23 protein-coding genes and 1 other RNA gene are annotated in these 24,142 nt (G+C 49.9%); 7 read left to right on the top strand and 17 right to left on the bottom strand.

Going from position 1 to position 24,142, the window contains the following annotated elements; genetic code table 11:
- Nucleotides 1-12: 12 nt before the first annotated feature.
- Both ACFQZE_RS02070 and ACFQZE_RS02065 read right to left on the bottom strand, forming a co-directional pair.
- The gene (locus tag ACFQZE_RS02070) at nucleotides 13-213 is read right to left on the bottom strand and encodes a hypothetical protein (protein ID WP_379353144.1); all 201 of its coding nucleotides are present in this window, start codon (nucleotides 211-213) and stop codon (nucleotides 13-15) included.
- Nucleotides 214-384: 171 nt separating this feature from the next.
- Nucleotides 385-819, bottom strand: a complete 435-nt coding sequence (locus ACFQZE_RS02065; RefSeq protein WP_379353142.1) for an Hsp20/alpha crystallin family protein — start codon at nucleotides 817-819, stop codon at nucleotides 385-387.
- A gap of 135 nt (nucleotides 820-954) precedes the next feature.
- Between ACFQZE_RS02065 and ACFQZE_RS02060 the strand changes: the two genes are divergently transcribed.
- Genes ACFQZE_RS02060 through ACFQZE_RS02040 form a run of 5 tightly spaced genes read left to right on the top strand, consistent with a single transcriptional unit; the run spans nucleotide 955 to nucleotide 2,780 of the window.
- Nucleotides 955-1,194: a spore germination protein gene (locus ACFQZE_RS02060; protein WP_379353140.1), complete on the top strand. Its 240-nt coding sequence runs from the start codon at nucleotides 955-957 to the stop codon at nucleotides 1,192-1,194.
- Nucleotides 1,191-1,400 carry a spore germination protein GerPB gene (locus tag ACFQZE_RS02055; RefSeq protein WP_379353138.1) on the top strand — a complete coding sequence of 70 codons (210 nt, stop codon included), beginning with the start codon at nucleotides 1,191-1,193 and terminating at the stop codon, nucleotides 1,398-1,400. The genes ACFQZE_RS02060 and ACFQZE_RS02055 overlap by 4 nt, the downstream gene beginning before the upstream one ends.
- A gap of 40 nt (nucleotides 1,401-1,440) precedes the next feature.
- Nucleotides 1,441-2,142, top strand: a complete 702-nt coding sequence (gerPC, locus tag ACFQZE_RS02050; RefSeq protein WP_379353136.1) for a spore germination protein GerPC — start codon at nucleotides 1,441-1,443, stop codon at nucleotides 2,140-2,142.
- Between the two features lie 4 nt (nucleotides 2,143-2,146).
- Nucleotides 2,147-2,371, top strand: coding sequence for a hypothetical protein (locus tag ACFQZE_RS02045; RefSeq protein WP_379353134.1), 225 nt, complete (start codon nucleotides 2,147-2,149; stop codon nucleotides 2,369-2,371).
- On the top strand, nucleotides 2,364-2,780 hold the full coding sequence (locus ACFQZE_RS02040; RefSeq protein ID WP_379353132.1) for a spore germination protein GerPE: 417 nt from the start codon (nucleotides 2,364-2,366) through the stop codon (nucleotides 2,778-2,780). Before ACFQZE_RS02045 ends, ACFQZE_RS02040 begins: the two co-directional genes overlap by 8 nt.
- A gap of 72 nt (nucleotides 2,781-2,852) precedes the next feature.
- Here the strand turns inward: ACFQZE_RS02040 and ACFQZE_RS02035 are convergent, their stop codons facing one another.
- Genes ACFQZE_RS02035 through glgB form a run of 5 tightly spaced genes read right to left on the bottom strand, consistent with a single transcriptional unit; the run spans nucleotide 2,853 to nucleotide 10,508 of the window.
- On the bottom strand, nucleotides 2,853-4,823 hold the full coding sequence (locus tag ACFQZE_RS02035) for a glycoside hydrolase family 15 protein (RefSeq protein ID WP_379353130.1): 1,971 nt from the start codon (nucleotides 4,821-4,823) through the stop codon (nucleotides 2,853-2,855).
- Nucleotides 4,805-6,268, bottom strand: coding sequence for a glycogen synthase GlgA (gene glgA, locus ACFQZE_RS02030; RefSeq protein WP_379353128.1), 1,464 nt, complete (start codon nucleotides 6,266-6,268; stop codon nucleotides 4,805-4,807). The genes ACFQZE_RS02035 and glgA overlap by 19 nt, the downstream gene beginning before the upstream one ends.
- 40 nt (nucleotides 6,269-6,308) lie before the next feature.
- Nucleotides 6,309-7,421 carry a glucose-1-phosphate adenylyltransferase subunit GlgD gene (gene glgD, locus ACFQZE_RS02025; protein ID WP_379353126.1) on the bottom strand — a complete coding sequence of 371 codons (1,113 nt, stop codon included), beginning with the start codon at nucleotides 7,419-7,421 and terminating at the stop codon, nucleotides 6,309-6,311.
- Nucleotides 7,418-8,584 (bottom strand): glucose-1-phosphate adenylyltransferase, encoded by a 1,167-nt coding sequence (locus ACFQZE_RS02020; RefSeq protein WP_379353124.1) that lies wholly within the window; start codon nucleotides 8,582-8,584, stop codon nucleotides 7,418-7,420. Before ACFQZE_RS02020 ends, glgD begins: the two co-directional genes overlap by 4 nt.
- A 16-nt stretch (nucleotides 8,585-8,600) precedes the next feature.
- Nucleotides 8,601-10,508, bottom strand: a complete 1,908-nt coding sequence (gene glgB, locus ACFQZE_RS02015; RefSeq protein ID WP_379353121.1) for a 1,4-alpha-glucan branching protein GlgB — start codon at nucleotides 10,506-10,508, stop codon at nucleotides 8,601-8,603.
- A 686-nt stretch (nucleotides 10,509-11,194) separates the two neighbouring features.
- Here glgB and ACFQZE_RS02010 point away from each other — a divergent pair.
- Nucleotides 11,195-12,088 (top strand): helix-turn-helix domain-containing protein, encoded by an 894-nt coding sequence (locus tag ACFQZE_RS02010; RefSeq protein ID WP_379353119.1) that lies wholly within the window; start codon nucleotides 11,195-11,197, stop codon nucleotides 12,086-12,088.
- On the opposite strand, the gene helD is transcribed toward ACFQZE_RS02010, so the two are convergent.
- The 6 genes from helD to ACFQZE_RS01980 all read right to left on the bottom strand — a co-directional run bounded on the left by helD (nucleotide 12,075) and on the right by ACFQZE_RS01980 (nucleotide 18,844).
- Nucleotides 12,075-14,453 carry an RNA polymerase recycling motor HelD gene (gene helD / locus ACFQZE_RS02005; RefSeq protein WP_379353117.1) on the bottom strand — a complete coding sequence of 793 codons (2,379 nt, stop codon included), beginning with the start codon at nucleotides 14,451-14,453 and terminating at the stop codon, nucleotides 12,075-12,077. The two genes, ACFQZE_RS02010 and helD, sit on opposite strands and share 14 nt — an antisense overlap.
- Nucleotides 14,437-16,737 carry a poly(ethylene terephthalate) hydrolase family protein gene (locus ACFQZE_RS02000; protein WP_379353115.1) on the bottom strand — a complete coding sequence of 767 codons (2,301 nt, stop codon included), beginning with the start codon at nucleotides 16,735-16,737 and terminating at the stop codon, nucleotides 14,437-14,439. Before ACFQZE_RS02000 ends, helD begins: the two co-directional genes overlap by 17 nt.
- Nucleotides 16,728-17,516, bottom strand: a complete 789-nt coding sequence (locus tag ACFQZE_RS01995; RefSeq protein ID WP_379353113.1) for an ABC transporter ATP-binding protein — start codon at nucleotides 17,514-17,516, stop codon at nucleotides 16,728-16,730. Before ACFQZE_RS01995 ends, ACFQZE_RS02000 begins: the two co-directional genes overlap by 10 nt.
- A gap of 131 nt (nucleotides 17,517-17,647) precedes the next feature.
- Nucleotides 17,648-18,070, bottom strand: coding sequence for a hypothetical protein (locus tag ACFQZE_RS01990; protein WP_379353111.1), 423 nt, complete (start codon nucleotides 18,068-18,070; stop codon nucleotides 17,648-17,650).
- Nucleotides 18,071-18,075: 5 nt separating this feature from the next.
- A complete protein-coding gene (locus ACFQZE_RS01985; protein ID WP_379353108.1) occupies nucleotides 18,076-18,288 on the bottom strand; it encodes a DUF1540 domain-containing protein in 213 nt (70 codons plus the stop codon).
- A 55-nt stretch (nucleotides 18,289-18,343) separates the two neighbouring features.
- Complete coding sequence (locus ACFQZE_RS01980; RefSeq protein ID WP_379353106.1) at nucleotides 18,344-18,844, bottom strand: YpuI family protein; 501 nt, start codon at nucleotides 18,842-18,844, stop codon at nucleotides 18,344-18,346.
- A 178-nt stretch (nucleotides 18,845-19,022) separates the two neighbouring features.
- Between ACFQZE_RS01980 and ACFQZE_RS01975 the strand changes: the two genes are divergently transcribed.
- Nucleotides 19,023-20,873, top strand: coding sequence for a S8 family peptidase (locus ACFQZE_RS01975; protein WP_379353103.1), 1,851 nt, complete (start codon nucleotides 19,023-19,025; stop codon nucleotides 20,871-20,873).
- A 66-nt stretch (nucleotides 20,874-20,939) separates the two neighbouring features.
- On the opposite strand, the gene rnpB is transcribed toward ACFQZE_RS01975, so the two are convergent.
- The 4 genes from rnpB to ACFQZE_RS01955 all read right to left on the bottom strand — a co-directional run bounded on the left by rnpB (nucleotide 20,940) and on the right by ACFQZE_RS01955 (nucleotide 24,140).
- Nucleotides 20,940-21,345: RNase P RNA component class A (gene rnpB / locus ACFQZE_RS01970), an RNA gene on the bottom strand.
- An 85-nt stretch (nucleotides 21,346-21,430) separates the two neighbouring features.
- Nucleotides 21,431-22,552 (bottom strand): Nif3-like dinuclear metal center hexameric protein, encoded by a 1,122-nt coding sequence (locus ACFQZE_RS01965; protein ID WP_379353101.1) that lies wholly within the window; start codon nucleotides 22,550-22,552, stop codon nucleotides 21,431-21,433.
- Nucleotides 22,528-23,304, bottom strand: coding sequence for a tRNA (adenine(22)-N(1))-methyltransferase (locus ACFQZE_RS01960; protein ID WP_379353099.1), 777 nt, complete (start codon nucleotides 23,302-23,304; stop codon nucleotides 22,528-22,530). The genes ACFQZE_RS01965 and ACFQZE_RS01960 overlap by 25 nt, the downstream gene beginning before the upstream one ends.
- Nucleotides 23,304-24,140 (bottom strand): hypothetical protein, encoded by an 837-nt coding sequence (locus ACFQZE_RS01955; RefSeq protein WP_379353097.1) that lies wholly within the window; start codon nucleotides 24,138-24,140, stop codon nucleotides 23,304-23,306. The genes ACFQZE_RS01960 and ACFQZE_RS01955 overlap by 1 nt, the downstream gene beginning before the upstream one ends.
- Between the last annotated feature and the right edge of the window lie 2 nt (nucleotides 24,141-24,142).

The raw sequence follows: 24,142 nt of genomic DNA, 5'->3' as shown, positions 1-24,142 counted from the left end.
CTGCAATTGTTTTTATAAATACCATCGATTCAAAATATACATAAAGACGCTGAAGCTCACAATTGCTCCTCCGAAACATAACCAGCCTACACGGAACCTTTGCTGAAACATTCTCAATATGCCGAAACTTAGCAAACCGAAAATAAGCAATAAAAAAACGACTCCCAATATAAACAATGTGGCAGACACGCTGCTTACATCGACCAATGACACTGGCGACACTCCCCTTACGGCTCTCAATAGGTACACTTCCATAGCCATTATAAGGGATACCTTGTCCTATATCCAGCATTGATCGTTTGAAATACCGTCTATTTCGTGACAAAAAGCGCAGCAACACGGCGCTCGCCGTTACTTTCTGCGCTGGTGGCCCGCTCTTCCCCTCTAATCCCGATGCCAATAAATATGGCTTTCGAAAACTTTTCGGCTCAAAGGACGCTTGCGAAGCTTGATTTGAAGCATGCCGTCCTTGACGACCGCTTGGCAAATACGCGGATTGACGAGCTTTGGCAATTTTACGGTTTCATGCATCCCGTTCGGCAGCCCTTCCACTCGTATTCTGTCCTCTCTTACATACAATCGGATTGAATCCCGGTCATAACCTGAGGGTAATTTCAGCTTGACGCCAAGATGAAGCTTTGTCTCCGTCGTTTTGGCCGTGCTATTGCCGGTCATGCGGCCGGCTATTTCCGGCATCGATTTTGTCATCATTTTCCGCACAAAGGATTGCACCCAGTCCGGCTCCCGCAGCATTTCAAACCCTTTCGGCAACTGCTGACCTTCCATCCATCTCTCCAGATCATCCCAATTCGTCCCCATCTTAAGCGTCTCACCTCCCGCAGCGTTCCTCTTAGCATATGCGAATGGCTCCCGCAAAGACACTGGGCTGTCAGTAACCACTGGGCTAATGCCGCATACAATGTATGAGAAACGACTAAACGGAGAGTGATACCTATGCCAGCAGTTGTCGGCTTTGTAAAAATCGTAAGCGTCGGATCAGGCTCCATCGTCCAGTTTGGTGACACGGTGCAAGTTTCTCCGTCCAGCAACAGCAAAACCTATGCCGGTTCCGGCTCATTCCTTACCGGGAGCTTAACCAATTCCAATACCGCAGTTAGCGCAACCAATACGCTTGATCCGGATTTGCAGGATAATACCAACAATGAAATCGGAAACGGAGTGAACGCGATATGAATTGGACCATTCATCAAAACATTACAATCAACCATCTTCGCGTCGAAAGCTTATCGAACAGCTCCGTGCTTCAAGTCGGCAGCGCCGGCTCCATCCGATCGTTGTCTCAGCTTTACAATACGGGAGGTTTTACCGGACCTGCGCCCGAGCTTGCGGAAGTTGAAGATAATCCTCTGTCGTTTGTACCGCTGCCTAACCCGGTTTAACGTTTAGCGATGACGCATTGATGGGAAAGGGGAATGATCCATGAAGGATGAAAGCGGGCTGTCCCCGTGGCAAACATGGTCGTATGAGGTTCAGCAAAAGCTGAAGGCTCAGCAGCAGCAAATCGAGCAACTGGAATGCACCATTGCCGACATTTGCGGCCAGCTTAAAAAGCTGGAGGCTAGGCCGACTCACAATATCGAAAAAATCGAATATCATTTCGACCAGCTTAAAGTAGAGAAGCTCGACGGTACGCTTAATATCGGAATGAGCGCCCCTGATTCCGGCGCCAAAGCGGGACAAGGAGACGGGGTGGGCGGAATAAGCGTTCCGGATAACATTGAGCAGCTCTCCATTGGCGGAGGGAACGGAATGACCAATACTTATCCTTCGGCGGCGCAAACGATCCAGCCGCCGGCGGCGCCTTACCAGGATATATACCGGAAGCTGAATTATTTTCTCGATACGGAGGCGCATCAGCAGCTCATCCAACATGGGCAGGAATTAAACCTACCGCTCGATCCTCATCATCGCAAAATTATTATAGAGGATGTCAGAAAGCAGCTGCCTCCTCGCATCCACTATTATTTGCAACAACATGTTAAAGATAATACGGAGCACTCGGATCTGTTTCCCGATCTCCTTGCCGATAAAGTATATGCAAAAGCGAGACGAGACGCTGAAACAGCTATTTTGGCTTATGTGCGCAAGCTAAAGGCGGGCAGCCCGTCAAATGGAGGTTAATGCCATGGTCAACTTTAACGTTACTAATCATTCACTTTGCGTAGGGCAGATCGAAATATTAGGCGTATCCAGCGCCTCGATGATGCAGGTTGGTGATACCGATTACGTTAATCTGTACTCCATGTTCGACACGCCGCCTGAATCGGTCATTGTAGGCCCGCTCGCGCCGCTTCCCTCGCCGCAAGATGCCAGCACGGCGCTCGGGGAATCGACCGTAAACAATGAATAGCGGCCCCTATCCTTACCGGACGTCGCAGGTAGGCGCGGTTAGCATCATCAGCGCCGCTTCGGCGGGAAGCGTGCAGTTCGGCGACCGCGGCGAGACGGATGCCAAGCTTCAAGCTCTGGCTGTACAAAGAGCGGAAGACCATGCCAAATCGGGCAACGTTTACTTCGAGTCTTATGAAATGTTCGAGCGCCAAAGACCCGTCCTTGTCGATCCCGCCTATGACGCCGGCGAAGTCGTCACCGTCAACCGCATTAACGAATGTCCCATCATTCATGTCGGATGGATCGAAATTATCGCATCCGGCTCGGCCGCCAGCATTTTGATCGGCAACTCCAACCGGCTAACCGGCGACTCCAGAATTAAGCATATTCGGCAGTATCCCAAAAAAGGAGCCAACAAGCTGCCATAATAACCCAGTAACCTAATAAGCTAATAAGCTTAAAAAACCGGAACGCTCTAAGCGATCCGGTTTTTATCTCGTTCAGCCTTGTTTAGCCGCAAGCTCGCGATGTTTGGCCGCATATTTGGACACCGTTTGCACGACCGTTGCGTGAGACCAGGTAAGAGGAGCGACAGAGAGCGGCGATCCGTCATACGGATGAAGCTGCTCCGGGAGCATTCCGCTTTGCAGCGCATGGGAGGCGACCCATTCAAGCGTCCGCCTTGGCCCTTCCAAATGTTCCAGCCGCTTAGCCGAATCGATTTCAAAGCCCGCAACCCATAGGGTGCAAATGATCCATGGATTACCTGGCACTTTTTCAATATCGCCGGATTGCTGAAAGTAGTAGTCGTTCGTATATCTCGCTATTCCGCCGATATCCGTTTTGACCCGCAGCCCCTCTTTGATCGCTGTCATCGTCCGGATAACGCGTTCATCGTCCGCGGGCAGCACCCCGAACTCCAAAACGCCAAATAAACTGCTCTCCAGCGTCATATCTTTCACCCAACGATTGTCCTTTTGAATAAGGCCTCTCGCAAATCGTCCCGTTTCTTCATCCCAAAGCTGAGCCAATATTCCTTGTTTGATCGAATGCGCGGCTGACTTGTACTGATCGCTCCGCTCGTAATCGCCAAACAGTTCCGTAAAGTAGGAGGCCGCTATCAACCCGCCGTAAACGGAAGCGGCCGTATACGTCCAGATCCCGTATCTTTCCTCCCACAAATCGTAGCTCGGCTTCGGCAGCGACAAAGAGGGTTCTATATACTCGCTCAAAAACCCGGCCGCTTTCCGAATAAAGCCGCTGTAAAGCGATTGCGGCAGCTCAATGACTCCGTTGCGCATATAGTCCTTCCATAACGCAAAGAGAACCAGCGCCGTTTCGTCCTCTTGGATCGGTAATCGCTTGCTTCCTTGAACAATATAAGGATGCCAGCTAGAGCCGACCGTTCCGTCCGGATTGTATTTATGATACAAATACCCATCAGGCGACAATGCCGCCGCGCAAAAATGGAAAAACGGCGCTATGACGCTTTGATAGCCGGCCATCGACATCGCTTCGGCAATCAACGCTCCGTCGCGAGGCCACATATAGCAATAATGATCCCGATTATATTGCAAAATGTCGGTGTCAGTTGCTGCGAGGATCGCACCGCGTTCATCTACTTGCGTCCTTACCAACAGCAAGCTTTGTCTAAACTGCTTAACGACTTCCGGCGGCAAATCTCCGAGATCCGTCTCCGCTCTTTGCAGCCAATGATTCCAATAGACGACCATCCGGCTAAGCAGCTTTTCGGGATGGTTGTCTTGCACGTACTGATTCAGCTCCTTGACTTCCTCCAAATTGCGTCCGATCGACATCCAATAATAAAACGTTTTCTCCGAACCGGCGTCCACTACGGAACGGAAGCTGATCGTACTGTCCACGGAGCCTTGAGCAATCGTATTGCCCATCAGAACCCCGTCTTCCGCATCTCTCCAAGTTCCTTCCGCCGACTGAAACCGTTTGATCCCGGTCGAATATTGCATGATGCCTCCCTCGTCGGAGAAGCCGCTGAACATAAAGTAATTCGATCTTTTGTAATGGTACAGCGTATGATTGTCTGGATAATAGACGGCCGTATCGCCCACTTCCGAGCCGTCAATCATCAGATCCTGATGGAAAAACAGCCGCACTTCCTTCGTCTCGCCCGAAAGATTGCGCACGGACACTCTTTTTATATAAATACATTCGCGCTGATGAATGCCGTCGTTGATATGAAGCTCCACGCCAAGCCGTTCATGGCGGGCCGTGACGTTCGTCACCAGCGAATCCTCAATATAGTCCAGTTGAAACGACCATTCCGGTTCGTCCAGCCAGGAGAAAGTTCCTTCCACCCAAATGCCGAACCGGCAATAATGACCGCCTACATGATTCAGTTGTCCGACAAAAGGATAATAAATGTCGCGAATATAGCAGTGACGGTCCAAATTAAGCAGCATCTTACCGTTGCCGATTACAAGATGACGGGCCATCTTTCGTGCTCCTTTCGATGCGGAACCAGACGCGCATACAGCTCCGCGTACGCTTTGGCGGATTGGCTCCAGCTATAGTCCGCCCTGGCGCCGTTCTGAACGATACGCTTCCAGGTTTCCTCCTCACGGAACAAGCTTAACGCTCTTTTGACAGTATGCAAAAAATCATGCGCGTTATAATTTAAGAAGCTGAAGCCGTTTCCATCACCAGTATATTCATTATAGGCCAAAACGGTATCTCTCAGCCCGCCCGTCTCCCTTACAATAGGCACCGACCTATAGCGCAGCGCGATAAGCTGGCTTAACCCGCACGGCTCAAATTTGGACGGCATAACAAACATATCCGAGCCCCCGTATATCCGCCTAGCCATCCTGTCGTTGTAGCCATGCCATAACACGGCTTTTCCAGAGTACTTGGATGCCGCATGCCGGAACAGCCGCTCATACTTCTCTTCCCCCGCACCAAGCACCGCCAGTTGAACATCCTCCTGAAGCAGCTCATCCAATACGGCGGCGATGAGATCAAATCCTTTTTGCTCTACCAGACGCGATACGATTCCGATGAGAGGCGTTTCCTCCGAAACGGTCAAGCCCAGCTCCTGCTGCAAGTCCGTTTTGTTCTTTCGTTTTCTGGACAAGGAATTGCGATAAGGCGTATGCAGAGCGGAATCGTTCATGGGATCGAACAGTTCCTCATCGATTCCGTTTACGATGCCTGCCAGATCGCCCCCACGCCAGCGAAGCAAGTCATGAAGCCCTTCCCCATAATAGGGCGTTTGAATTTCGTGAGCATACGTTTCGCTAACCGTCGTCAAACCGTCGGCGTAGACGATGCCGCCTTTCATACAGCTTGCCGCCCCATGAAATTCAAGCGTATCCGCAGAGAACATTTCATCGCCCGCTCCGGTCAGCTCCTTGATCAAATCGACGCCGAACAACCCTTGGTATTTTAAATTATGAATCGTAAAAATGGACTTGGCGTACGCCCACGCGGGATCGAACGCATACCTCGTCTTAAGCAGAAATGGGATAAGGCCCGTTTGCCAGTCATGGCAATGTACGAGCTGCGGGCGGAAGTCCATATACCTTGCAGCTTCCATAACCGCAAAGCAAAAAAAGACAAACCTCTCCGCATCGTCTCCATAGCCGTACAATCCTCTTCTGCGGAAATAAAATTCATTGTCGATCAAATAATAGACGGTTCCGTCTATCGTTGCCGCGAGCAAACCGCAATATTGATTTCGCCAGCCGAAAGAAACGTGAAACTCCGCGATCCGGTGGAACAGCCCTAAATAAGCTTCCGGAATTTCCTCATATTTGGGCAGAATGACTCTTGCGTCGACGCCATGGTGGCGGAGCGCTTTCGGAAGCGCTCCTGTTACGTCCCCCAAGCCGCCTGTTTTGGCAAGCGGCACTGCCTCGGATGTTGCGAACAGCACATTCATTTATTGGCCTCCTAAAGAACGGTAGTCCCCTATAGCGCGCTTATATGATCTTTTTTTTGCCTGCAAGAAACGGAGAACCTTCCACTCCACGAATATCTCTGGCTTCTTCCACAAGCACATCCTTATCCAATATGCTGTAATGAACTGAGCTGTTTTCTCCAACTTGTCCGTTTTGCATAATGATGCTGTCTTTGACGATGGCTCCTTTTTTCACATGGACTCCCCGGAACAAAATGCTGTTAATGACTGTCCCTTCAATCCGGCAGCCGTTCGCCACAAGCGAATGAGTCACTTTAGATTCCGTTGCATACCGGGTAGGCGGTTCGTCCTTCACCTTTGTATAGATCGGACCAGGCTTATAAAACAGCTCCTTCCACACCTCGGGATTTAGCAGAGCCATATTATGCTCATAGTAGCTGGCGAGCGTATTGACCACTCCCAAGTAACCTTCGTATTCATATCCATACACCTTCAACTTGCCCAGCCTCGAAAAAATAGCGTGACGCACCAAATGATCCTGCCCCTCGGCGAGCGACGTTTCCACAAGCTCCATCAGCAAATCTTTGCGCATCACATACATTTCCATGGAATGGACGTCGCTGACGAGCCTGCCGTAATGGTCTTGAATAGCTGTAATTCGGCCATCGTCCGCCATTTTTATTTTGCGCGCTTTTCCTGAGACAGGCTCCGCCTGCCGCTTGCAGACGACCGTAATGTCCGCTTCCTTCTCCAAATGGCATTTGATGACCGCATCAAAATCGACGTTGCATATCATATGGCTTCTCGTAATGACGACGTATTCTAGGGAAGAGCGGTTAAAATAGTCCCGATGCTGATAAAAATGGTACAAGTCCCCGCGGCTAATTTCCTGAATGTCGTCCGTAGCTGGGGGAAGTATAAACAGCCCGCTTTGGCGATGCTGCAAATCCCAATGTTTCCCCGAACCCAAATGGTCCATGAGCGACCTATATTTCGTGTGGGCGAACACCGCCACTTTGCTAATGCCGGAGTTGACCATGCTGGACAATACAAAGTCGATTAACCGGTATCTAGCGCCGAACGGAACAGTCGCTAGGCAGCGTCCTTGCGTAAGACGCTCCAATTCATCTGTTTCGTGAATCAAATTGATGACACCGAGCACGTTATGCTTCATGACGACTCCACCTCCAGCAAATGATGGTCTACGGCGACATATTGATCGACGGCGACAACGGTAATCGACGCTTCGTTCGGATCGCCAATAATGGCGCCGGATTGAATTACTGCCCCTTCACCGATGATGGCGCGGTAAATTTGCGCTCCTTCGCCAATCCGCACGCCCGGCATCACAACCGATTCCGATATGTAGCTTCCCTTCCCCGCTTGTACTCCGTAAAACAATACGGACCGCTCGACTACCCCTTCCAGCATGCAGCCTTCCGTTACAAACGAAGCCGATATTTCCGCGGATGCCGTTGACAATTGAGCCGGCTTATTCGGACTGACGGAAAAAATGCGCCATTCCGGGTCGTACAAATCGAGGGACGGTTCGTCCGCAATCAAATCCATATTCGCTTCCCATAACGATTCAATCGTGCCGACATCTTTCCAATATCCCTTGAACGGATAGCTATGAAGGCGCAAACCGTCCCGCATCATGGCCGGAATGATATCTTTGCCAAAATCGTGGCTGGACGTGCGGCTTGCCTCATCGTAGATCAAATATTTTTGCAGCGCCTTCCATGTAAAAATATAAACACCCATGGAAGCGATATTGCTCGTCGGGTTCCTCGGCTTTTCCTCAAAAGCGGTAATCCGGTCCTCGTCATCTACATGCATGACGCCAAACCGGCTCGCTTCCTTCCAGTCCACTCCGATGCCTGCGATCGTTAGATCGGCCTCGGTTCTCTTGTGATGCTGCAGCATAGCGTCGTAATCCATCTTATAAATGTGGTCGCCCGAAATGACCAGTACATACTCCGGATTGTAACGTTCGATAAAAGCCATGTTTTGATAAATCGCATTAGCCGTGCCTTTGTACCAAACTCCGCCCTTTTGCTTAACGTATGGAGGCAATATCGTCATCCCGCCATCCCTTCTGTCAAGCCCCCACGGCGTGCCGATTCCTAAATAGCGATTCAGCTCCAGCGGCTGGTATTGCGTAAGGACACCTACGGTATCGATGCCGGAGTGGGCACAGTTGCTTAGCGTAAAATCGATAATACGGTACTTTCCGCCAAAATAGACGGCAGGCTTGGCCAAATCCTTAGTCAACACGCCAAGCCGCTTTCCTTCGCCTCCTGCCAGAAGCATTGCGATCATTTCTTTACGGCCCATGGACACCAACTCCTTCTTAAAGTGTGTCCCCCGTCTGCGGAGCTAGAAGCAAAAATGTAAAGGGGGGTAATTGAATCGTTATGCTCTGTTTGCGGCCATGCCATTCGATGTCTTCACTGTCGAGGCTGATGTCTGCATCTTCCCCCGATCCGCCAAACCGTTCGTCTCCGCTATGCAAAAGAACGCGGTACTGTTCCGCTTCAGGAACGCCGACTCGGAAATCCGTATAATGGTTGCCGGAAAAGTTGACCAGAGAGACCACCCAGCTTGATCGGCCGCGACGGATAAAAGATATGACAGATTGCTCCGCATTATGAACGTCAATCCATTCGAAGCCATACGGGTCGCAATCTTTTTCCCATAGAGGAGGCAAGTCTCGGTAAAGATGATTTAACGTTTTCACGTAATGCAGCATCGTTCGGTGGGAGTCATAGTCCAGCACCATCCAATCCAGCATGTCCCCGTCCTTCCATTCGTCGTATTGGCCCCATTCCCCGCCCATAAACAGCAGCTTTTTGCCGGGATGAGTCATCCAATAACCATAAAAAAGTTTCAGCTGGGCGAACTTTTCCTCATAGCTGCCCGGCATTTTTCCAAGCAGAGAACGTTTGCCGTGTACTACCTCGTCATGAGACAGGGGCAAGACAAAGTTTTCGGAGTAGGCATAACATAGCGAAAACGTCACTAAATGATGGTGATGCTTGCGGTCAGCCGGATGCAGCTCCATATAACGAAGCATGTCGTTCATCCAGCCCATATTCCATTTAAAGTTGAATCCAAGCCCTCCCCTGTAAGTAGGAGCGGTAACGGCCGGCCAAGCGGAAGAATCTTCTGCGAGCATTAGAGTGTTGGGGTAATAATGAAAAACGGTTTCGTTTAGTTTTTTGAGGAAGCGAAGAGCGTCTAGGTTGTCTCTTCCGCCTAGTTCGTTGTAGGTGTGCATGTGGGAAGGTTTATCCATATGTAGATTAAGCATATTGGCGACGGCATCTACGCGCAGTCCGTCAATATGGTAGAGGTCCATCCAAAAAAGCGCATTTGAAATTAGGAAGCTGAACACTTCCCGTCGTGAAAAATCGAAAGAAAGCGTCCCCCATAGCGGCAGCTCCGCACGGTGCAAATCCCATCCTTCAAACAGGGGCGTCCCGTCGAATAGGCGCAGTCCATGATTGTCTTTGCAAAAATGGCCCGGCACCCAGTCCAATATGACGCCTAGGCCATGCTTGTGGCATCGATCCACAAAGCGCATCAATCCGTGCGGTGTGCCGTAACGGCTTGTTGCGCTGAAGTAGCCGGTAATTTGATAACCCCAAGACTGATCAAGCGGATGTTCCATAAGCGGCATCAGCTCGATATGGGTATATCCCATAACGGAGGCATAAGGCACCAGGTCCTCCGCCAGTTCTTCGTAAGTATAAAAAAGCTCTTTGCCTTTTATTTTCCACGAGCCTGCATGAGCTTCATAAATGAGCAGCGGGTTGCCGTAAGGGACTGCCGAGCCTTTCTCCGCCAGCCAATTGGCATCGTCCCACTCATAACGGCTCAAATCCGCCACAATAGAAGCCGTGCCCGGACGACGCTCTGAATAAAAAGCGTACGGATCGGCTTTGCGAATCATCGTTCCATCCTTCGCGGTCAATTCGTATTTGTACAGCTCCCCTTCTTCGATGCCGGGGACAAACAAAGCATGGACGCCGGTCGTTCCGACAGGCATCATCACGTGGCATTCGCCATGCCAATCGTTGAAGCTGCCGATAACGGAGGCTGCCTCAGCATTCGGAGCCCATACCGCAAAACGAACGCCCTTCACCCCGTTCCAGCGCATGGGATGCGCCCCCATAAACCGGTAGCTGTGATGCGCATGGCCTTGATTAAATAAATAAAGCTCCTCTTGGGACAAGCCGTAAGGGACTGTCTCCACCATATGGGCTTCACCACCTTGGAAAGGATTTAGCCCATTATACAACCTTCTTTGAAAAAGAAACAGTCCATTTTCATAAAATTTAACATTGAATTGTATGTTGGTGTCATAAAACCTTACTTTTCGACGTTATTTTTAAGTGAGGATAGCACTAAACTGTCTTCATCACACGGTTGATATAGTAATGTTTTGAACAAAATCCCTTAGTTACCGCAAGTCCTTCGCAATTGACCCACTTGCATCTGATAGGAATCTTGACACGTCTAGGCCTTACGGTGTTCGGATCACCGTGTCGAAGCATTCTTTGATGGTGCATGGCGCACAACCCTTTTGCTTTAATCGGTTTTAAACAGTTTTCAATATTGCAGCTATCCACTTGAAGTTCCTCCCTGTTTGCAAACAGAGCATACGCCTGCCATTCCACGGCAAGGTGAAGGCTCGCCATCATTTTATCGGGAAACGGGAAAGGAATAAAGCCCGCTGTGCGTCCATTAGAAGGACTTAATTCAGCCAGATGCGCTCCTTACGTCCAATTGGACCGCTTTCGGCTTCTAAGTTTAAATTATTAAACAAAATGAAGATAAGATGAATTTGCACCAGTTATTGATGCTTGTACATGATATGACGTTCTTATATACTTTATTAATTCAATTCTATATGTGAACAATGCAAAACGAGGAGGCGCATCGGTGTCCGTTCATCAACAAATCTTTCTGATGCTGGATCAGCCTATGCTTATCCTGAAAGAACGAAACGGAGAAGTACGAATCGACGACGCAAATGAAGCTTTTCTAAACCTCGTCGGTCAAGAGCGCCCGTACCTTCAAGCGATAAATAGTCCCTTTATTAAAGCCAGCTATCCCATCGAAATGGACAGACGCACACTTAAAAGCGAAATCAGGCTTGCTTGGCCCTTCAGGGAAGTTTCCGTTCGAATCGAACAAATGCCGCTGCCGCAAAGCGGCGAGGACGATTGGAGAAGATCGCTCCTTATTGCGGAGGACTTAACCGCATTCCATTGGATCAATCGGCAGCTTGAAAAAGGCAAAGTGCTCATCAGTGGTGTTGTGGATCGGCATTTGCATATCCGTTTCTTGCAGGATCGGCTTGCGCCGCTCACACTTGAGCCGGAATTCGCAAAAGAGGACGAAACGTTGCTGCATTTTATTGCCGAAAACGAGCAGGAACGGATCATGGCTTTAATTAACGAAACCGCCCATCTGAAACAGGATCAAACCATTACGATGAATACGAGCAAACTTAGCGGCGTTGAGCTGGAGCTGGAGCTTACATTTTCCCCTATTCTAAACGGCTACGGCATTTGCAATGAAGTGGCCTTTGTCATTTGGGATTTGCGTCCGCGCGACGAAGAAGAAGTAGACTCCGGCATGAAGCTGAAAATATGGATGGCCAAGCGGGATATGTCGGCGGGCCAACTGTCCGCCGCAACGGGCATTTCCATGCAAACGATTTCCAAGCTCAGAAACGGGAAAATAGAAAAGCCCCATAGGCTGACAGCAGAGCTGATCGCCTCGGAGCTTAAAGTTGATGTTAACGAAATATGGCCGTCTATTCGGAAATAGTCTCCCTTGCCGCGATCGGTTTCAGAAAAGGCGTCCTTTCCCCGCTGAACAAAAGATGCAGCTCATGCATCGCTCTAGTACATGCGGTGTAGAACAGCTTTCTTTCGCTCTCCCGGCTATATGCCTCCCTAGAAGCGTCTGGAACCACAACGGCGTCGAATTCAACGCCTTTGGCCAAATAAGCAGGAATGACAACCAGCCCTTTTTCGAAAGTAACCGTTTCTTTTGCAATCAGCCTCATATCGGGGAATGTTTCCTTGAGCTTGCGGCTCACAGCTTCGCTTTCTTCGGCTGTCTTGCAAATGACCGCAATAGATTCGTATCCCTCGCCCTTTAACTCGTTTACCCGGTTCGCCACAAGGGCCAAGAGTTCCTCTGGATGCTCCGCTTCCGTTACCGTTGGCGCGAGGCCGTTCCGGTTAAACGGCTGAATCTTATCCCCGCCCTCAATCATAGCGCTCGTAAATTCAACGATCTGCCGGGTTGAGCGATAGCTGCGCAGCAGGGTGATCGCTTCCGTCTCCTCGGCCTGGAACAAGCCCCCAGCGCCATGGAACGCTTCTCCTGAGCCAGAATGGACAAAGATCGACTGATTGTAGTCGCCAAGCAGCGTAAATTTGCTGTTCGGAAATATTTTTTTCAAATAATGAAGCTGAAACGGCGAATAGTCTTGAGCCTCGTCAATAAACAGATGTTTGACCGTAGTATTGGTATGGAAACCTTCCAGCTTCTCTTTCAGATACGAATAAGGAGTTGCGTCTTCATAAGGCATAGTGCCTGCCTCAAGCATAGCTAAAGTCCCTTCGCAAATTCCTCCCCAGCGCGTTTGAAACGCTTCCTTGTCACTTGCGTCAAAGCTGGAAGTCCACTTAGCGTCCCAATCCAATGGCTTGCGGTACAAAGCTTTGTAGATGGCCGGCACATCTAGAAACAGTCCCCGCTTTACTCTTCTGCGCAGCTTTTTAAACTGCTCTTGCACGACAGCTGCCGCCAAATAATCTCTTTCCCGGTCAAAATCATCATGAGAATGCTCCGTATAACGGTTTCGCGAGCGCAGAGCTTGATAGGCCTCCACATAAGCTTCCGTATCCAGCAGCTCGATCGCCTCGTCCACCCATTGCTGCTTACGCTCCAGTTTGCCGAGTACCGTCAATTCCTTGAGCATCCAAACCGTTAATGAACGAATGCGGTTTGGAATCGAAACGGATGCGTCGAAGCTATAAAACGTCTCCGCCATCGCTTTCGACGAAATAAGCGTTCTGCCGCGAAAGACAATGGGCTTAAACACAAGCCCCTCCTTGCCCAGCTCATCCGCATAAGCGTCAATCCGCTTCATAAAGGAAGCGCTAGACTTCAGCTTAATGCCTGCCAGACGGTTTTCGTAGCCGGGATCGCTAGTGCCCGTAAGCGTATATTCCATTTGGGCGAACGGGTCCTCAAGCGTAAATGCCTTGCGCAGCCGATGCTCCAAATATTGCTGATACGTCGTTTGATTCATATTTTGTTCGCCAAGCTCTGGCAAAACTGTCGACACATAGCTGTTGAACATTGGATTTGGTGAAAATAATACGATTTGATTCGCGCTTAAAGTGCCTCGAAAGCGGTAAAGCAAATAGGCGACACGCTGCAATGCAGCCGAAGTTTTGCCGCTGCCCGCCGCTCCTTGAACGATCAGAAGCCTCGCCCGTTCATTTCGGATAATCGCATTTTGCTCCTGCTGAATCGTAGCGACGATGCTTTTCATAGCGGCATCCGACGCTTTGCCAAGCACTTCTTGCAAAAGCTCGTCGCCGATCGTTACCCCCGTGTCGAACATGCTGCGAATAACGGCGTCCCGGATCATATACTGACGCTTAAGCGTCATCTCTCCTTGAATCGTCCCTCCTGGTGTCTCATAAGAGATGGGACCCGGCCCAAAATCGTAATAGAGGCTTGATACAGGCGCTCTCCAGTCGTAAACCAAATATTGCTCGCCTGTATCGTCCATAAGCGATCCGATCCCTAAATAAATCGGTTCGGCGGTCCCTTCCGCTTGCCCCTCCTCGGCCAAATCAATCCGTCCAAAATATGGGGTATGCTGCAATTTATAGAGCGTAGCAAGCTGAGCCTCCATATGCCGGAAGTTGCGCTCCCGCTCCGACAGCAGCTCGGCCTGCTGCTTCATGCTGGCATAAGTTTCGGCCGTTTCAGCCGCATCCTCAAAGTTGACGGTGACGTCATCCCAAAAATTTCGGCGAATATCGACCATTTCGCCCCTAATCCCTCCGGTACGTTCCGATAAAGTGTGAATACGTCTTCGGATCAGGCCGGCGATGTTTTCTACGCGCTGCTGCTCTTCCAATAAAGTTTCATTTGTAATCGACATGAGTGCCCTCCTTCGGCAATATTCCGATATCATCAATCATCACTTTGCCGCGGCCAGTCAAAAAGCGAAATTCAATTCGGCTGATGGCATCGCCATCCCCCGCCAGCTCATTTTGATTAGCGGCCTCATCCGGCCGCATGGATTCAATAGGAATGATATAAGTTTGATATACGGCTTCCACCGGGTTCTTAAATTTATTATCGCTTATTCGATGCTCCAAAAAACCGGCCGATAAAAAAGAAGTGTATGCCGGCTCTGCCGCAGGTATGAAATCTTCAAGCTTAGCCAGCCTCCGCTCGCCTGAAGAAGCGGTAATCGCCACTTCGATTTGCGGCAATGGCGGAAGCAGGACGCCTGCTTTATCCGCAGTTAGCTCCAACTCCAAATTCGTTAAGGAAAAAACCAAACTTCCTTCATCCCAATCGCCTAAAGAATCGGCAGCCCTTTCCGCAAGCTCGATCTCAAACGACGCATCTCGGCTTTCCCACTGCAAAGCCATGCCGCTTGTTCCTTTTTCAATCCCATCGCGGTCCATAGCCTCTTCTTTTCCTGCAAGCTTCATTTTATCTGTTTTTGTATTTTTGATCATTCCATCGTAGGTTTCAAATTTCGCTATCGGTTTCATATTTGCATCCATATACCGGCTTTGATAGCGGGTTTCAGGCAGCCACTGCAATCCCGAACGATAATTTTGAAATAAAGCCTTATATTCAGCCTTGCCGTGAAGTGTCGCTTCCAAAAACGCAGATACGTACACTTTCGCAATTTGCCGCTGCTCTTCCGCCGCCAGCAACCCTTCTCGATTGAGCAGGAACCCTCCAGGAAGACTTTCGTCCATCGAACCCCAATCGGTATTGAATTGGCTGTGGTTGGCATTTGCAATATATAACGAGGCTTTAAATTGTTCTGTGCCGGAATCAAACTCGGTTCGATTATATTGCCGGTCGCCGTAAAAGGTATTGACGTCGGCATCCATCGCCCCTTGTATCGTTAAATAGTTGACATTGCGCAGCCTTGCCGCCTTATCGTCTACCTTTTTGTCCGTTGGAGCAATGGAAATAACAGATTCAATAGAAACCTCTTGCAAAGAGTCAAGCGTCTTATCGTCATGGAACCATCCCTTGGCGTCGGCTGCCATCGCAGCGGCTTGCCCTCCACGGGAATGACCAATCAACGCTGTTTGATCCCAACTTATTTTTCCTGAAAAAACGGACTTGCCGCTTTGATCCAACGTTTGTATTTGCTGCAAATGTTTGAGGAGCAGCCAAGCCCTCATTTTCATATCGTCATCCGGAATGCCCGACCAAACGGAAAAATTTAAAAAGTTGGCGTCTACGGAAACTGCAATAAATCCTCTGCTGGCTAGAAGCTCGCCCAAATAAGCATACCCGCCGTCCGAAAAATTTTCCATAAGATGATTGCCATGAACGATAAGAGTTAGCGGGAAAGGTCCTTCTCCTTCGGGCATCCAAACGGTACCGTTTATCGGCATTGCCGTTTGGTCGAATCCCCAGAACAGCCTTTTGAGTTTGGGCCAGTCCTGAATATACTTCGATCCGTCAACAGGAGAGGTTACTTCATCCGTTCCCTCCCCAAACTGCTCTCGACGATGATCGGTTCCACTGCCGTACGTGAATGTCTGGAATGAATAATCGCCAGGAAGCGAAGGATCCTCTGCTTCGACTCCTTGAACTGGCAAAGGTTCGTGGGAAGCGACAGTGGAAGGCTCACGCACCGGAAGAGCCGCAGGTTGAACTTGCAAACCCGCAGTCAAATAAACGGAAGCTATAACCGCAGCTCCAATGACGGCAAGCCAAACTTTGCCCCGCCCCCAATTCCGTCTCCATAAAAGAGCAAGCGCTAGCCCTGCTCCGATCGCTACAGCGCTGTACAAAGCACCAAGCCCGATCGACAAAAGAAGATCGAGCTCCATAAACCTCAAAGTAACGGCAACCTGCCCGCCAACATAAAGAAAAGCGGCTGTAAGTCCGCGCGGCAGCGGCACATACAGCAGAGAAAGAAGAATAGCTGCTATATAAACCGCTATCAACATCAATAATAGATTAGCTCCTATAAGCATGAGCAAATCTGCCCACACGCCAAGTCCTGTCGGCATGCCAAGCGCAGCGATCCCCATCGCAATCATCCCCGCAACAATAGCCCCGCCCGATGCAAAACGGGTGACAAAGCTTTCCCGGACATAACGAAGCCGGTAGCGCCTAGCAACCCAATGACCGAACCGGCGGAGCTTTGCCGCGGGCTTTTCCAAGACGATTACTTCCATGCTTCCCCTCTAACCGAAAGCCAGTGCCTTCCGTTTTGCCGTTCGATATGGACGGGGACGTCAAAAAATCCGCTCATTCCATCCACCGTCATCATTTCATCGGTATGGCCGGCCGCAAACACTTGCCCGCTTTTTAGCAAAAGCGTCTTTTTGAAGCAGGGCAATATTTCTTCAATATGGTGGGTTACATAAATAAGCGTCGGTGCCGAATCGCTCGCGGCAACGGAATCAATCATCGACAGAAGCGATTCTCTCGCAAATAAATCGAGGCCGGTACACGGCTCGTCTAATATAAGCAGCTTAGGATTGTTCATGAGCGCTCTGGCGATCAAAACACGCTGTCGCTCACCTTGGGACAACGTATCATAGGTTCTATTTTGCAAAGAAGAGCAGCCCAAAGACGTCATCAGCGAAATGGCCTTGCCGATATCCTCTTCCTCAATGCGGTCATATACGCCAATCGTCGAAAATTTGCCGCTTAATACGATTTGCAGCGCCTTTTCGCTGCCGTATAGCTTTTGCTGCAACGACGTGCTGACCCAGCCAATGCTTTTTCTTAACTCTCTCAAATCGTATTCTCCGAATTTATGTCCAAGCACGCTAATAGAGCCCGAAGTTGGCCAAATGTAGCCATTAATCATGTTCAGCAGCGTCGTTTTCCCCGAGCCGTTTAAACCAAGAAGACACCAATGCTCGCCCTGCTGCACCGTCCAATTGACGCCGCGCAAAATAGTCTCTTCTCCCCGCTCCCAACTTACGTTATCAATGTTTATGACCACAGCGTTTCTTCCCTCCCAGTCAGAAAGCTCTATAATTTAAAATCTATCTCTTCTATCATACACCGATTTCGGCCCCTTCGAAAGCAAAAGGAAGCCCCAACCCGATATCGGGTTGGGGCTCACGGAACGATTTAGGTAAAAGCGAAATAAAGGGGAACGAGAACAAGATTCAATGCCGCTGCTACAAGTCCGATCGTTATAGCCCAGCCGCCGATGCCTCTGGCGCCTTGACGATAAGCAATATAGCCCAGCACAGCTGCGGTAATACCAAGAAGCGCGGGCCAAATAAACAAAGACGCAATAGCGAAAATAAGGGAAACCCAGCCTAGCGCAGTGCCGGAGGACTGTGTCTCCAGAAGCTCCTCGTCCGAATATTTGCCGGCAATCCGTTCCACATGAGTGGTCGGCAAGCCGTAAGCAAAATCGGCGCCCATCTCTTCATTTACATTGGCCATTTGGTTAGGCTGTCCGCTGTTTGTTGGAGCATAACTTCGCTCGAATTCTTTTTTGTTCCCTCGGCGATACTCCTCTTCGTTGTCTCTCATGTGATCCATTGCCCTCACTCCTTCGGCTTAAAGGTGTGGCAGCAGGTCGCTGCGGACTGTACGGCTTGATCCTGATGATACAAACCGAGATCGTCTGCGGCAAACTCCGCGTCAAACGATTCGGAGGCATGCTGATCGATATCAATTTGAATCGCATTTGCGCCGCAGTTGTTGCCTTCCTTCCAGAAGCTGCAATTGGATACGCTGCAGGTTACGCCTTTTGGCATAAAAAAATCACCTCCGCTACTCATTGTCCCTCGAGCGGAAGTGATTCATTCTGCCTTATTTTTGTCCTTGCATGCGGCGTTGCGTCATATAGTCGCTTTCATAATAGGACAAATCGTCGCGTAGCTCTTCAAACACTTTCGATACGCCAAGCACTACATTGCGCGCTTCGCGAATCGGCTTGTATCTGAAACGGATGGCGTCTTGACCTGTGTACGCATAGCGGCCGTCCTCGGAGTAGCACTCGTTTTTCGGATAGAAAAAAGCATTTACGCAGTTGTGATAAACTTCGTAAAGAGCGCGCTCTCCATATTCCAAGTCGAAATTAGGTCTTCTTAGCAATACACCCATCTTTTCGACGGATACTTCCGAATAAACGAGTAGATGTCTAAGATCCGAAAGCAGACCTTTATAAAATAGTGCTGCATTTTCGCTTTTGTCTTCTCCGGTCAGCCCGGGCAAAGCATGTTCATTTAAGAATGGTTCTAGCTGTGCTACGGCTTCTTTTAGCTTTTCGCGCGTGGATTCAGTCAGCGCCTTTACATTCGTCGACGGCATGGTGGTAGATCCCCTTTCCTAATTCCAAACAAAAAAACTATAAACACCAACATCGTACCACAAATTTCATTGAAACGGTACTGATGATTCAAGAAATAGCCGCATAATTTATTGTCCAAATTCGGATTCTAAGGCGAAGAACCTTTGACCCGCTAAAGGTTAAACAGGAGGATGCCGCATGAAAAAATCAACTTGGATAACCGCATTTACCGTCATTGCCGTTGCGGCGCTGCTTATACCGGCTACGCCGTTTTTTGCGCCCGATCAAAAAAAGGAAATCCATCAAGCCGCTCCAAAACCGGTTCACAACGAGCAAAAGCTGAAGCTCGCCGCTTTGCAAAACGATATGAACGCTACGGCGCTGCTTATGGCGACTGAGGGCAAAAAGGACTTTAACCATATTTTATCCCGCAGCGGCCAATCTTCCGAAAAAGCAACGGATTCCATCGAAGCCCTTATGAAGGAGCATTCTCATATCGGTTATATTCATTGGATGGCTAACGGCAAAAATGTGCATCGCGGGAAACTGCCCCCTTCCAAAAATGATGCCGCAGCAGGCTACGTCAAAGAGGCCAAAGCCAAAACGGCGAGCGGCGCGTCTTATGAATCACAGCCGTTCATAGCCGCCGACGGAAGCCGTTACATCGTCCTTGGCGTGCCGGGCACTAAGGAAACAGGAGGTTCCGTCGTCGGCGTAGTCAAACAGGATATCGTCAAAGCGGTTGAACTGCACCAAAAACGAAACTTAAGACTTATTCCTTATCCTGCCGAAGGCAATTACCGAATCGAATCCGTAAAACCGAATTCCACAATCGATACAACGGTTCGCACCGGTGAAGACAACGGCAATGCAAGCCACTACCACGTTCGCGATGTTGTCGTCCATTTTTCGAAGCCGCTGACCAACAGGGATATGGACGTGATCCGAAAGGACATCGACATGGAATTGCATCAGCAAATCGGGGATACTTACGTCTTTCGTTCGAAACGAATGGAAACGAAAGAGCTCATCCATTATTTTCAGCAAAAATGGAACCCTCGTTTTGCCGAGCCGCATTATTTGTATTTGACAAATGAATCCAGCGACGCCGCTACTCCTATTATTCCGAATGACGCTTTGTATTCCCAATATCAGTGGAATTTGCCGTCCATTGAAGCCGAGAAGGGCTGGAGCGTATCTAAAGGAAACGAAGGCGTCATTATTGCCGTTCTCGATACCGGCGTTCAAAGCAATCACCCCGATCTAAAAGGCAGGCTCGTTGGCGGCACCAATATTGTGAGCAAGGATCAAGCGCCTGAAGACGATGTCGGCCACGGCACACATGTATCCGGGATCATTGGTGCTTCCGTCAATAACGGAGAAGGCGTAGCCGGCGTTTCCTGGTTCAACAAAATTATGCCGGTCAAAGTGCTTGACAGCAGCGGAGCAGGTTCCACTTATTCCGTCGCTCAAGGCATTATATGGGCAGTTGATCACGGGGCAAAAGTAATCAACATGAGCCTTGGCAACTATGCCGAAGCCGACTTCCTTCATGACGCCATCAAATATGCGTATGAGCGGGATGTTGTTCTTATTGCTGCAAGCGGCAATGACAATACGGAGCGTCCCGGCTATCCTGCCGCTTATCCGGAAGTATTTGCGGTAGGCGCAACCAACAACAAAAAAGAAAAAGCTTCCTTCTCGAACTACGGCGACTACATTGACGTAGCCGCGCCAGGGGACAGCATCGCAAGCACCTATCCTGGGAGCCAGTATGCGGCATTGTCGGGCACCTCTATGGCTAGCCCCCATGTGGCCGCGCTGGCGGGCTTGATCCGCTCCGTCAATCCGGAGCTTACAAACGAAGAAGTGATGGAAATTATGCGGGTTACTTCACGGGATCTTGGGCAAACCGGGAAAGATAAATATTTCGGTCATGGTGAAATCGATGTTGTGCAAGCGCTGAAAACAGCGTCCACCTATAACGGAGCGCTTCAAACTTTTCCACAGCAAATTAAACGTAAATTGGAACGGATAAACACGAAATAAGCAAAAAGGACGCTCAGCCATCATAGGATGGCGGGCGTCCTTTATTGTTTAAGAAGTGTAGGTCGTGCGGAAAGTTTGCCGTAAGCCGGGTTCTGTACTTCTAGTGGTGTAAACGGGAACGACCCTCCCACTGTGAAGCGACAATCATCTATCTAGGCCGTACATTGCTGAACGGCTCCAGCAACCAACCCGGACGCGCCTCGGGCTAAGGCTGCAGCCTCTAAAGCTGCGGCGTCCTCTCGGTCTTGCTCCAGATGGGGTTTACCAGGAACATAGTCACCTAAGCTCCTCGTGGTCTCTTACACCACGGTTCCACCCTTGCCTGTGCCGCGTAAAGCGGCCATCGGCGGTCCATTTCTGTGGCACTATCCTTCGGCTCGCGCCGACTGGACGTTATCCAGCACCCTGCCCTGTGGAGCCCGGACTTTCCTCTCGCAGCAACAAGGCTGCCAGCGATTGTCTGTCAAACTTTCCGATGCACGGTTAAGTATACAAGGTTTGGCCGGAAAGCTCAACCCTTGAGCTCTGCCTGTTTTGGTAGATCATTTCCATTATTTCTAAATAAATTGGAACGGTTCAGTCGAAAGCTTGGAATAAATCGCCTCTGTCGAAAATTTTCCTTCTTGCAGCTTTGCATTCAGCCAGTCCGCCACTTGCTGCTTCATCACTTTTTCGATGTTATGTCCTGCGTCGATGATGGTCATTCCTGCCGCAAGCGCATCATGAGCTGTATGGTAATCGATGTCGCCTGTTATAAGGACATCCGCGCCTGCAAATATCGCATGTCGGACGTATCTCGCTCCAGAGCCGCCAAGGACAGCCGCCTTGCGGAGCGGCCGATCAAGGTCGCCTACCACTCGGATCATCGGCACGTCAAACGCCGTTTTCAGCCTTTCAGCAAGTTCGCCTAAAGTTGCGGGCTGTTTCAGCTTGCCGCTGCGTCCAAGCCCAAACGATCTGCCTTTTAAATCGACTGGATACAAATCGTAGGCCACTTCCTCGTAAGGATGTGCTTTAAGCATCGCACTGACCGTTTTGCGGTGAATACTAAAAGGCACAATCGTTTCAATTCGAACCTCATCCACCTTTTCCAGCTTGCCTTGACTGCCGATAAAGGGCTGGCTTCCATCTCCAGGTTTGAACGTTCCCGTTCCTTTAATATTGAAGCTGCAGTTGTCATAGTTGCCGATTCCACCGGCCCCTGTTCGCCAGATCGCTTCTAAAACCGCTTCGTGATGGCTTTCAGGCACAAACACGACCAGCTTGAACAGCTTGTCGGTATGGACTTCCTCTAAGCAAACACGGCCTTTCTCTTCAATACCCGCTTGATCCGCGAGCCAATCGTTAATGCCCCCGTCGGCGACATCCAAATTGGTATGCGAAATATAAACCGCGATATCGTTTTTGATCAGCTTTTCATACAGCTTTCCTGCGGGAGTCGAAGTATCCAGCTTGGCGAGCGGCCTGAAAATAATAGCATGATGGGCAATAATGAGATTGGCACCTGCCGCTATCGCTTCCTCCACCACTTCATCCGTCACATCAAGCGCAATAAGAGCTTTGGAAATCGGCTTGCTTAAAGTGCCTAATTGAAGCCCTATTTTATCGTTTTCTACCGCAAAATGTTTCGGGGCTAGCTGCTCCATCAGCTGTACTAACGCAGCTCCGTTGATAAGCATGCAAGCACCTCCTCGATTCTTTTCATTTCCGCTTGAAACTGCTTCCTTTTTTCTTCCGCTTCCGGAAGCTCCGATGTGCCGATCTGTTTTGTAATCCGCTCTAGCTTTTGCAGCTCAAGCCTCCATTTTTTCAGCAAAACCTCAGTTGGCTGACGGAGCAAATACGGCCCCATTCGAAGCAGTACCGAATGCAGCATGCTTTGATCCCACGAAGTCAAGCCAAGAAACTCCGCACTGTACAAGCTTGCGTTCGCTTCCTTTGCACCGTTTTCCTTGCGGGCGTGAAGCACTTCGTATATTTTTCCGTCTTCCTCCAAAATGGATTCCGCCTTCAACTTCCAGCCCTTGTCGAGCAGCCAAGCTCTGACCTCGTCTTCGCCAACGTTTGGCTGAAGCACCAGCTCTGTTACGCCTTCCATCTTGCCATCCTGAAAACCGGCTTCCAAAATGCCGCTCATTAGGCTGCCGCCCATCCCCGCTATCGTGATCGTATCGGCTTCATCCTTCCCAAGCACGGCCAGTCCGTTGCCTTGACGAACAGAGAGCCTTGCGGTTAGGCCAGCGTCTGCGGCCTGTTTTTTGGCGGCCATATAAGGACCGCTGTTCAGCTCCCCCGCTATAGCTGAAGGGCTGACGCCGTTTTGCAGCAAATATACGGGAAGCAGCGCATGGTCGGAACCAATGTCCGCCACCCGGCTCCCTGGAGTTACATAATCCGCAATCCTTTGCAGACGTTTGGACAATTTAATCATTATGCTACCCACACCATCCATTGTTTGCGCAGGGCGAAGAGCAAACCTCCGCCAATTGCGATTTTAATTAACAGCTGCAGTTGCAGCCAAGCTAAGTCCTGTAAAACGACAATTGTATACAGTTCCGGCATAAACCATGCGAGCGAACATGTCACAAATAAAACGGCCGAAACGGCTTTTGTCCATCGATGAAAAAACCAACTGCTCCATCCAAACAATATAGCGAGCGGCATCCAAAACAATTGAACCTCATACCATACTTTCGTATCCGCAAACTTGTAAAGCATCCACCCGTAAAGAAGCAGAGCTGTCAGCCAACCACACAAATGCAGGACGTGAATTTTCGCCAAAATGCCGTAAACGATCCAAAATAAAGCGCATAACCCGAGAAGCCCCATCCTCCAGCCCCAGTGCTGCAGCTCATGCAATTCGAGCATATGAAGCCCGCCTCCCAGAAGCAGCATCATTCCAGCGCTGGTGAGCGTCAAGCCTAATGCCTCGCTGCGCCTGCGCGCTCGTATTCCCGCCCATAAAAAAGCCCCTACTCCGGCTGCTACGACGGCTATTTGCATTGCAGGATGAAAACGGCTAAAATAAAGCACAACGAAGGAAATTAAGGTAAAAGTTCCAAATGTAAGAAACCATTGTTTTCCTGTCGCCTTCTGTACGGCAGCAATCGCTTTGCCAACCGTACCTTCCGATGTGGCGGGCCGATGCGTTTCTTCTGGGTCCGAATACAGATTAAGCAAAAAGTCACAATATTGATCCGGCAGCAGCTTGCTTCGCCGCCAATAATCAATTTCTCGAACAATGGTTTGCTTGCGTTCCTGATTCATAT

The sequence above is a fragment of the Paenibacillus sp. GCM10027627 genome, from assembly GCF_042675505.1.
In the GTDB taxonomy this organism is placed as follows: domain Bacteria; phylum Bacillota; class Bacilli; order Paenibacillales; family Paenibacillaceae; genus Pristimantibacillus.
The sequence above is the reverse complement of the archived record's forward strand: the minus strand, read 5'-3'. Positions and strand labels throughout refer to the sequence as shown.

Excerpts from the sequence above, each read along its gene's own strand:
- ACFQZE_RS01955 (WP_379353097.1), bottom strand. The coding sequence starts at position 24,140 with ATGAATCAGGAACGCAAGCAAACCATTGTTCGAGAAATTGATTATTGG.
- ACFQZE_RS02060 (WP_379353140.1), top strand. The coding sequence starts at position 955 with ATGCCAGCAGTTGTCGGCTTTGTAAAAATCGTAAGCGTCGGATCAGGC.
- ACFQZE_RS01985 (WP_379353108.1), bottom strand. The coding sequence starts at position 18,288 with ATGCCAAAAGGCGTAACCTGCAGCGTATCCAATTGCAGCTTCTGGAAG.
- ACFQZE_RS02065 (WP_379353142.1), bottom strand. The coding sequence starts at position 819 with ATGGGGACGAATTGGGATGATCTGGAGAGATGGATGGAAGGTCAGCAG.
- ACFQZE_RS02035 (WP_379353130.1), bottom strand. The coding sequence starts at position 4,823 with ATGGCCCGTCATCTTGTAATCGGCAACGGTAAGATGCTGCTTAATTTG.
- ACFQZE_RS02020 (WP_379353124.1), bottom strand. The coding sequence starts at position 8,584 with ATGGGCCGTAAAGAAATGATCGCAATGCTTCTGGCAGGAGGCGAAGGA.
- ACFQZE_RS01990 (WP_379353111.1), bottom strand. The coding sequence starts at position 18,070 with ATGGATCACATGAGAGACAACGAAGAGGAGTATCGCCGAGGGAACAAA.
- ACFQZE_RS01960 (WP_379353099.1), bottom strand. The coding sequence starts at position 23,304 with ATGATTAAATTGTCCAAACGTCTGCAAAGGATTGCGGATTATGTAACT.
- glgD (WP_379353126.1), bottom strand. The coding sequence starts at position 7,421 with ATGAAGCATAACGTGCTCGGTGTCATCAATTTGATTCACGAAACAGAT.
- ACFQZE_RS02000 (WP_379353115.1), bottom strand. The coding sequence starts at position 16,737 with ATGGAAGTAATCGTCTTGGAAAAGCCCGCGGCAAAGCTCCGCCGGTTC.
- ACFQZE_RS02045 (WP_379353134.1), top strand. The coding sequence starts at position 2,147 with ATGGTCAACTTTAACGTTACTAATCATTCACTTTGCGTAGGGCAGATC.
- ACFQZE_RS02055 (WP_379353138.1), top strand. The coding sequence starts at position 1,191 with ATGAATTGGACCATTCATCAAAACATTACAATCAACCATCTTCGCGTC.
- glgB (WP_379353121.1), bottom strand. The coding sequence starts at position 10,508 with ATGGTGGAGACAGTCCCTTACGGCTTGTCCCAAGAGGAGCTTTATTTA.
- ACFQZE_RS01965 (WP_379353101.1), bottom strand. The coding sequence starts at position 22,552 with ATGCTTATCAACGGAGCTGCGTTAGTACAGCTGATGGAGCAGCTAGCC.
- gerPC (WP_379353136.1), top strand. The coding sequence starts at position 1,441 with ATGAAGGATGAAAGCGGGCTGTCCCCGTGGCAAACATGGTCGTATGAG.
- glgA (WP_379353128.1), bottom strand. The coding sequence starts at position 6,268 with ATGAATGTGCTGTTCGCAACATCCGAGGCAGTGCCGCTTGCCAAAACA.
- helD (WP_379353117.1), bottom strand. The coding sequence starts at position 14,453 with ATGTCGATTACAAATGAAACTTTATTGGAAGAGCAGCAGCGCGTAGAA.
- ACFQZE_RS01975 (WP_379353103.1), top strand. The coding sequence starts at position 19,023 with ATGAAAAAATCAACTTGGATAACCGCATTTACCGTCATTGCCGTTGCG.
- ACFQZE_RS01980 (WP_379353106.1), bottom strand. The coding sequence starts at position 18,844 with ATGCCGTCGACGAATGTAAAGGCGCTGACTGAATCCACGCGCGAAAAG.
- ACFQZE_RS02040 (WP_379353132.1), top strand. The coding sequence starts at position 2,364 with ATGAATAGCGGCCCCTATCCTTACCGGACGTCGCAGGTAGGCGCGGTT.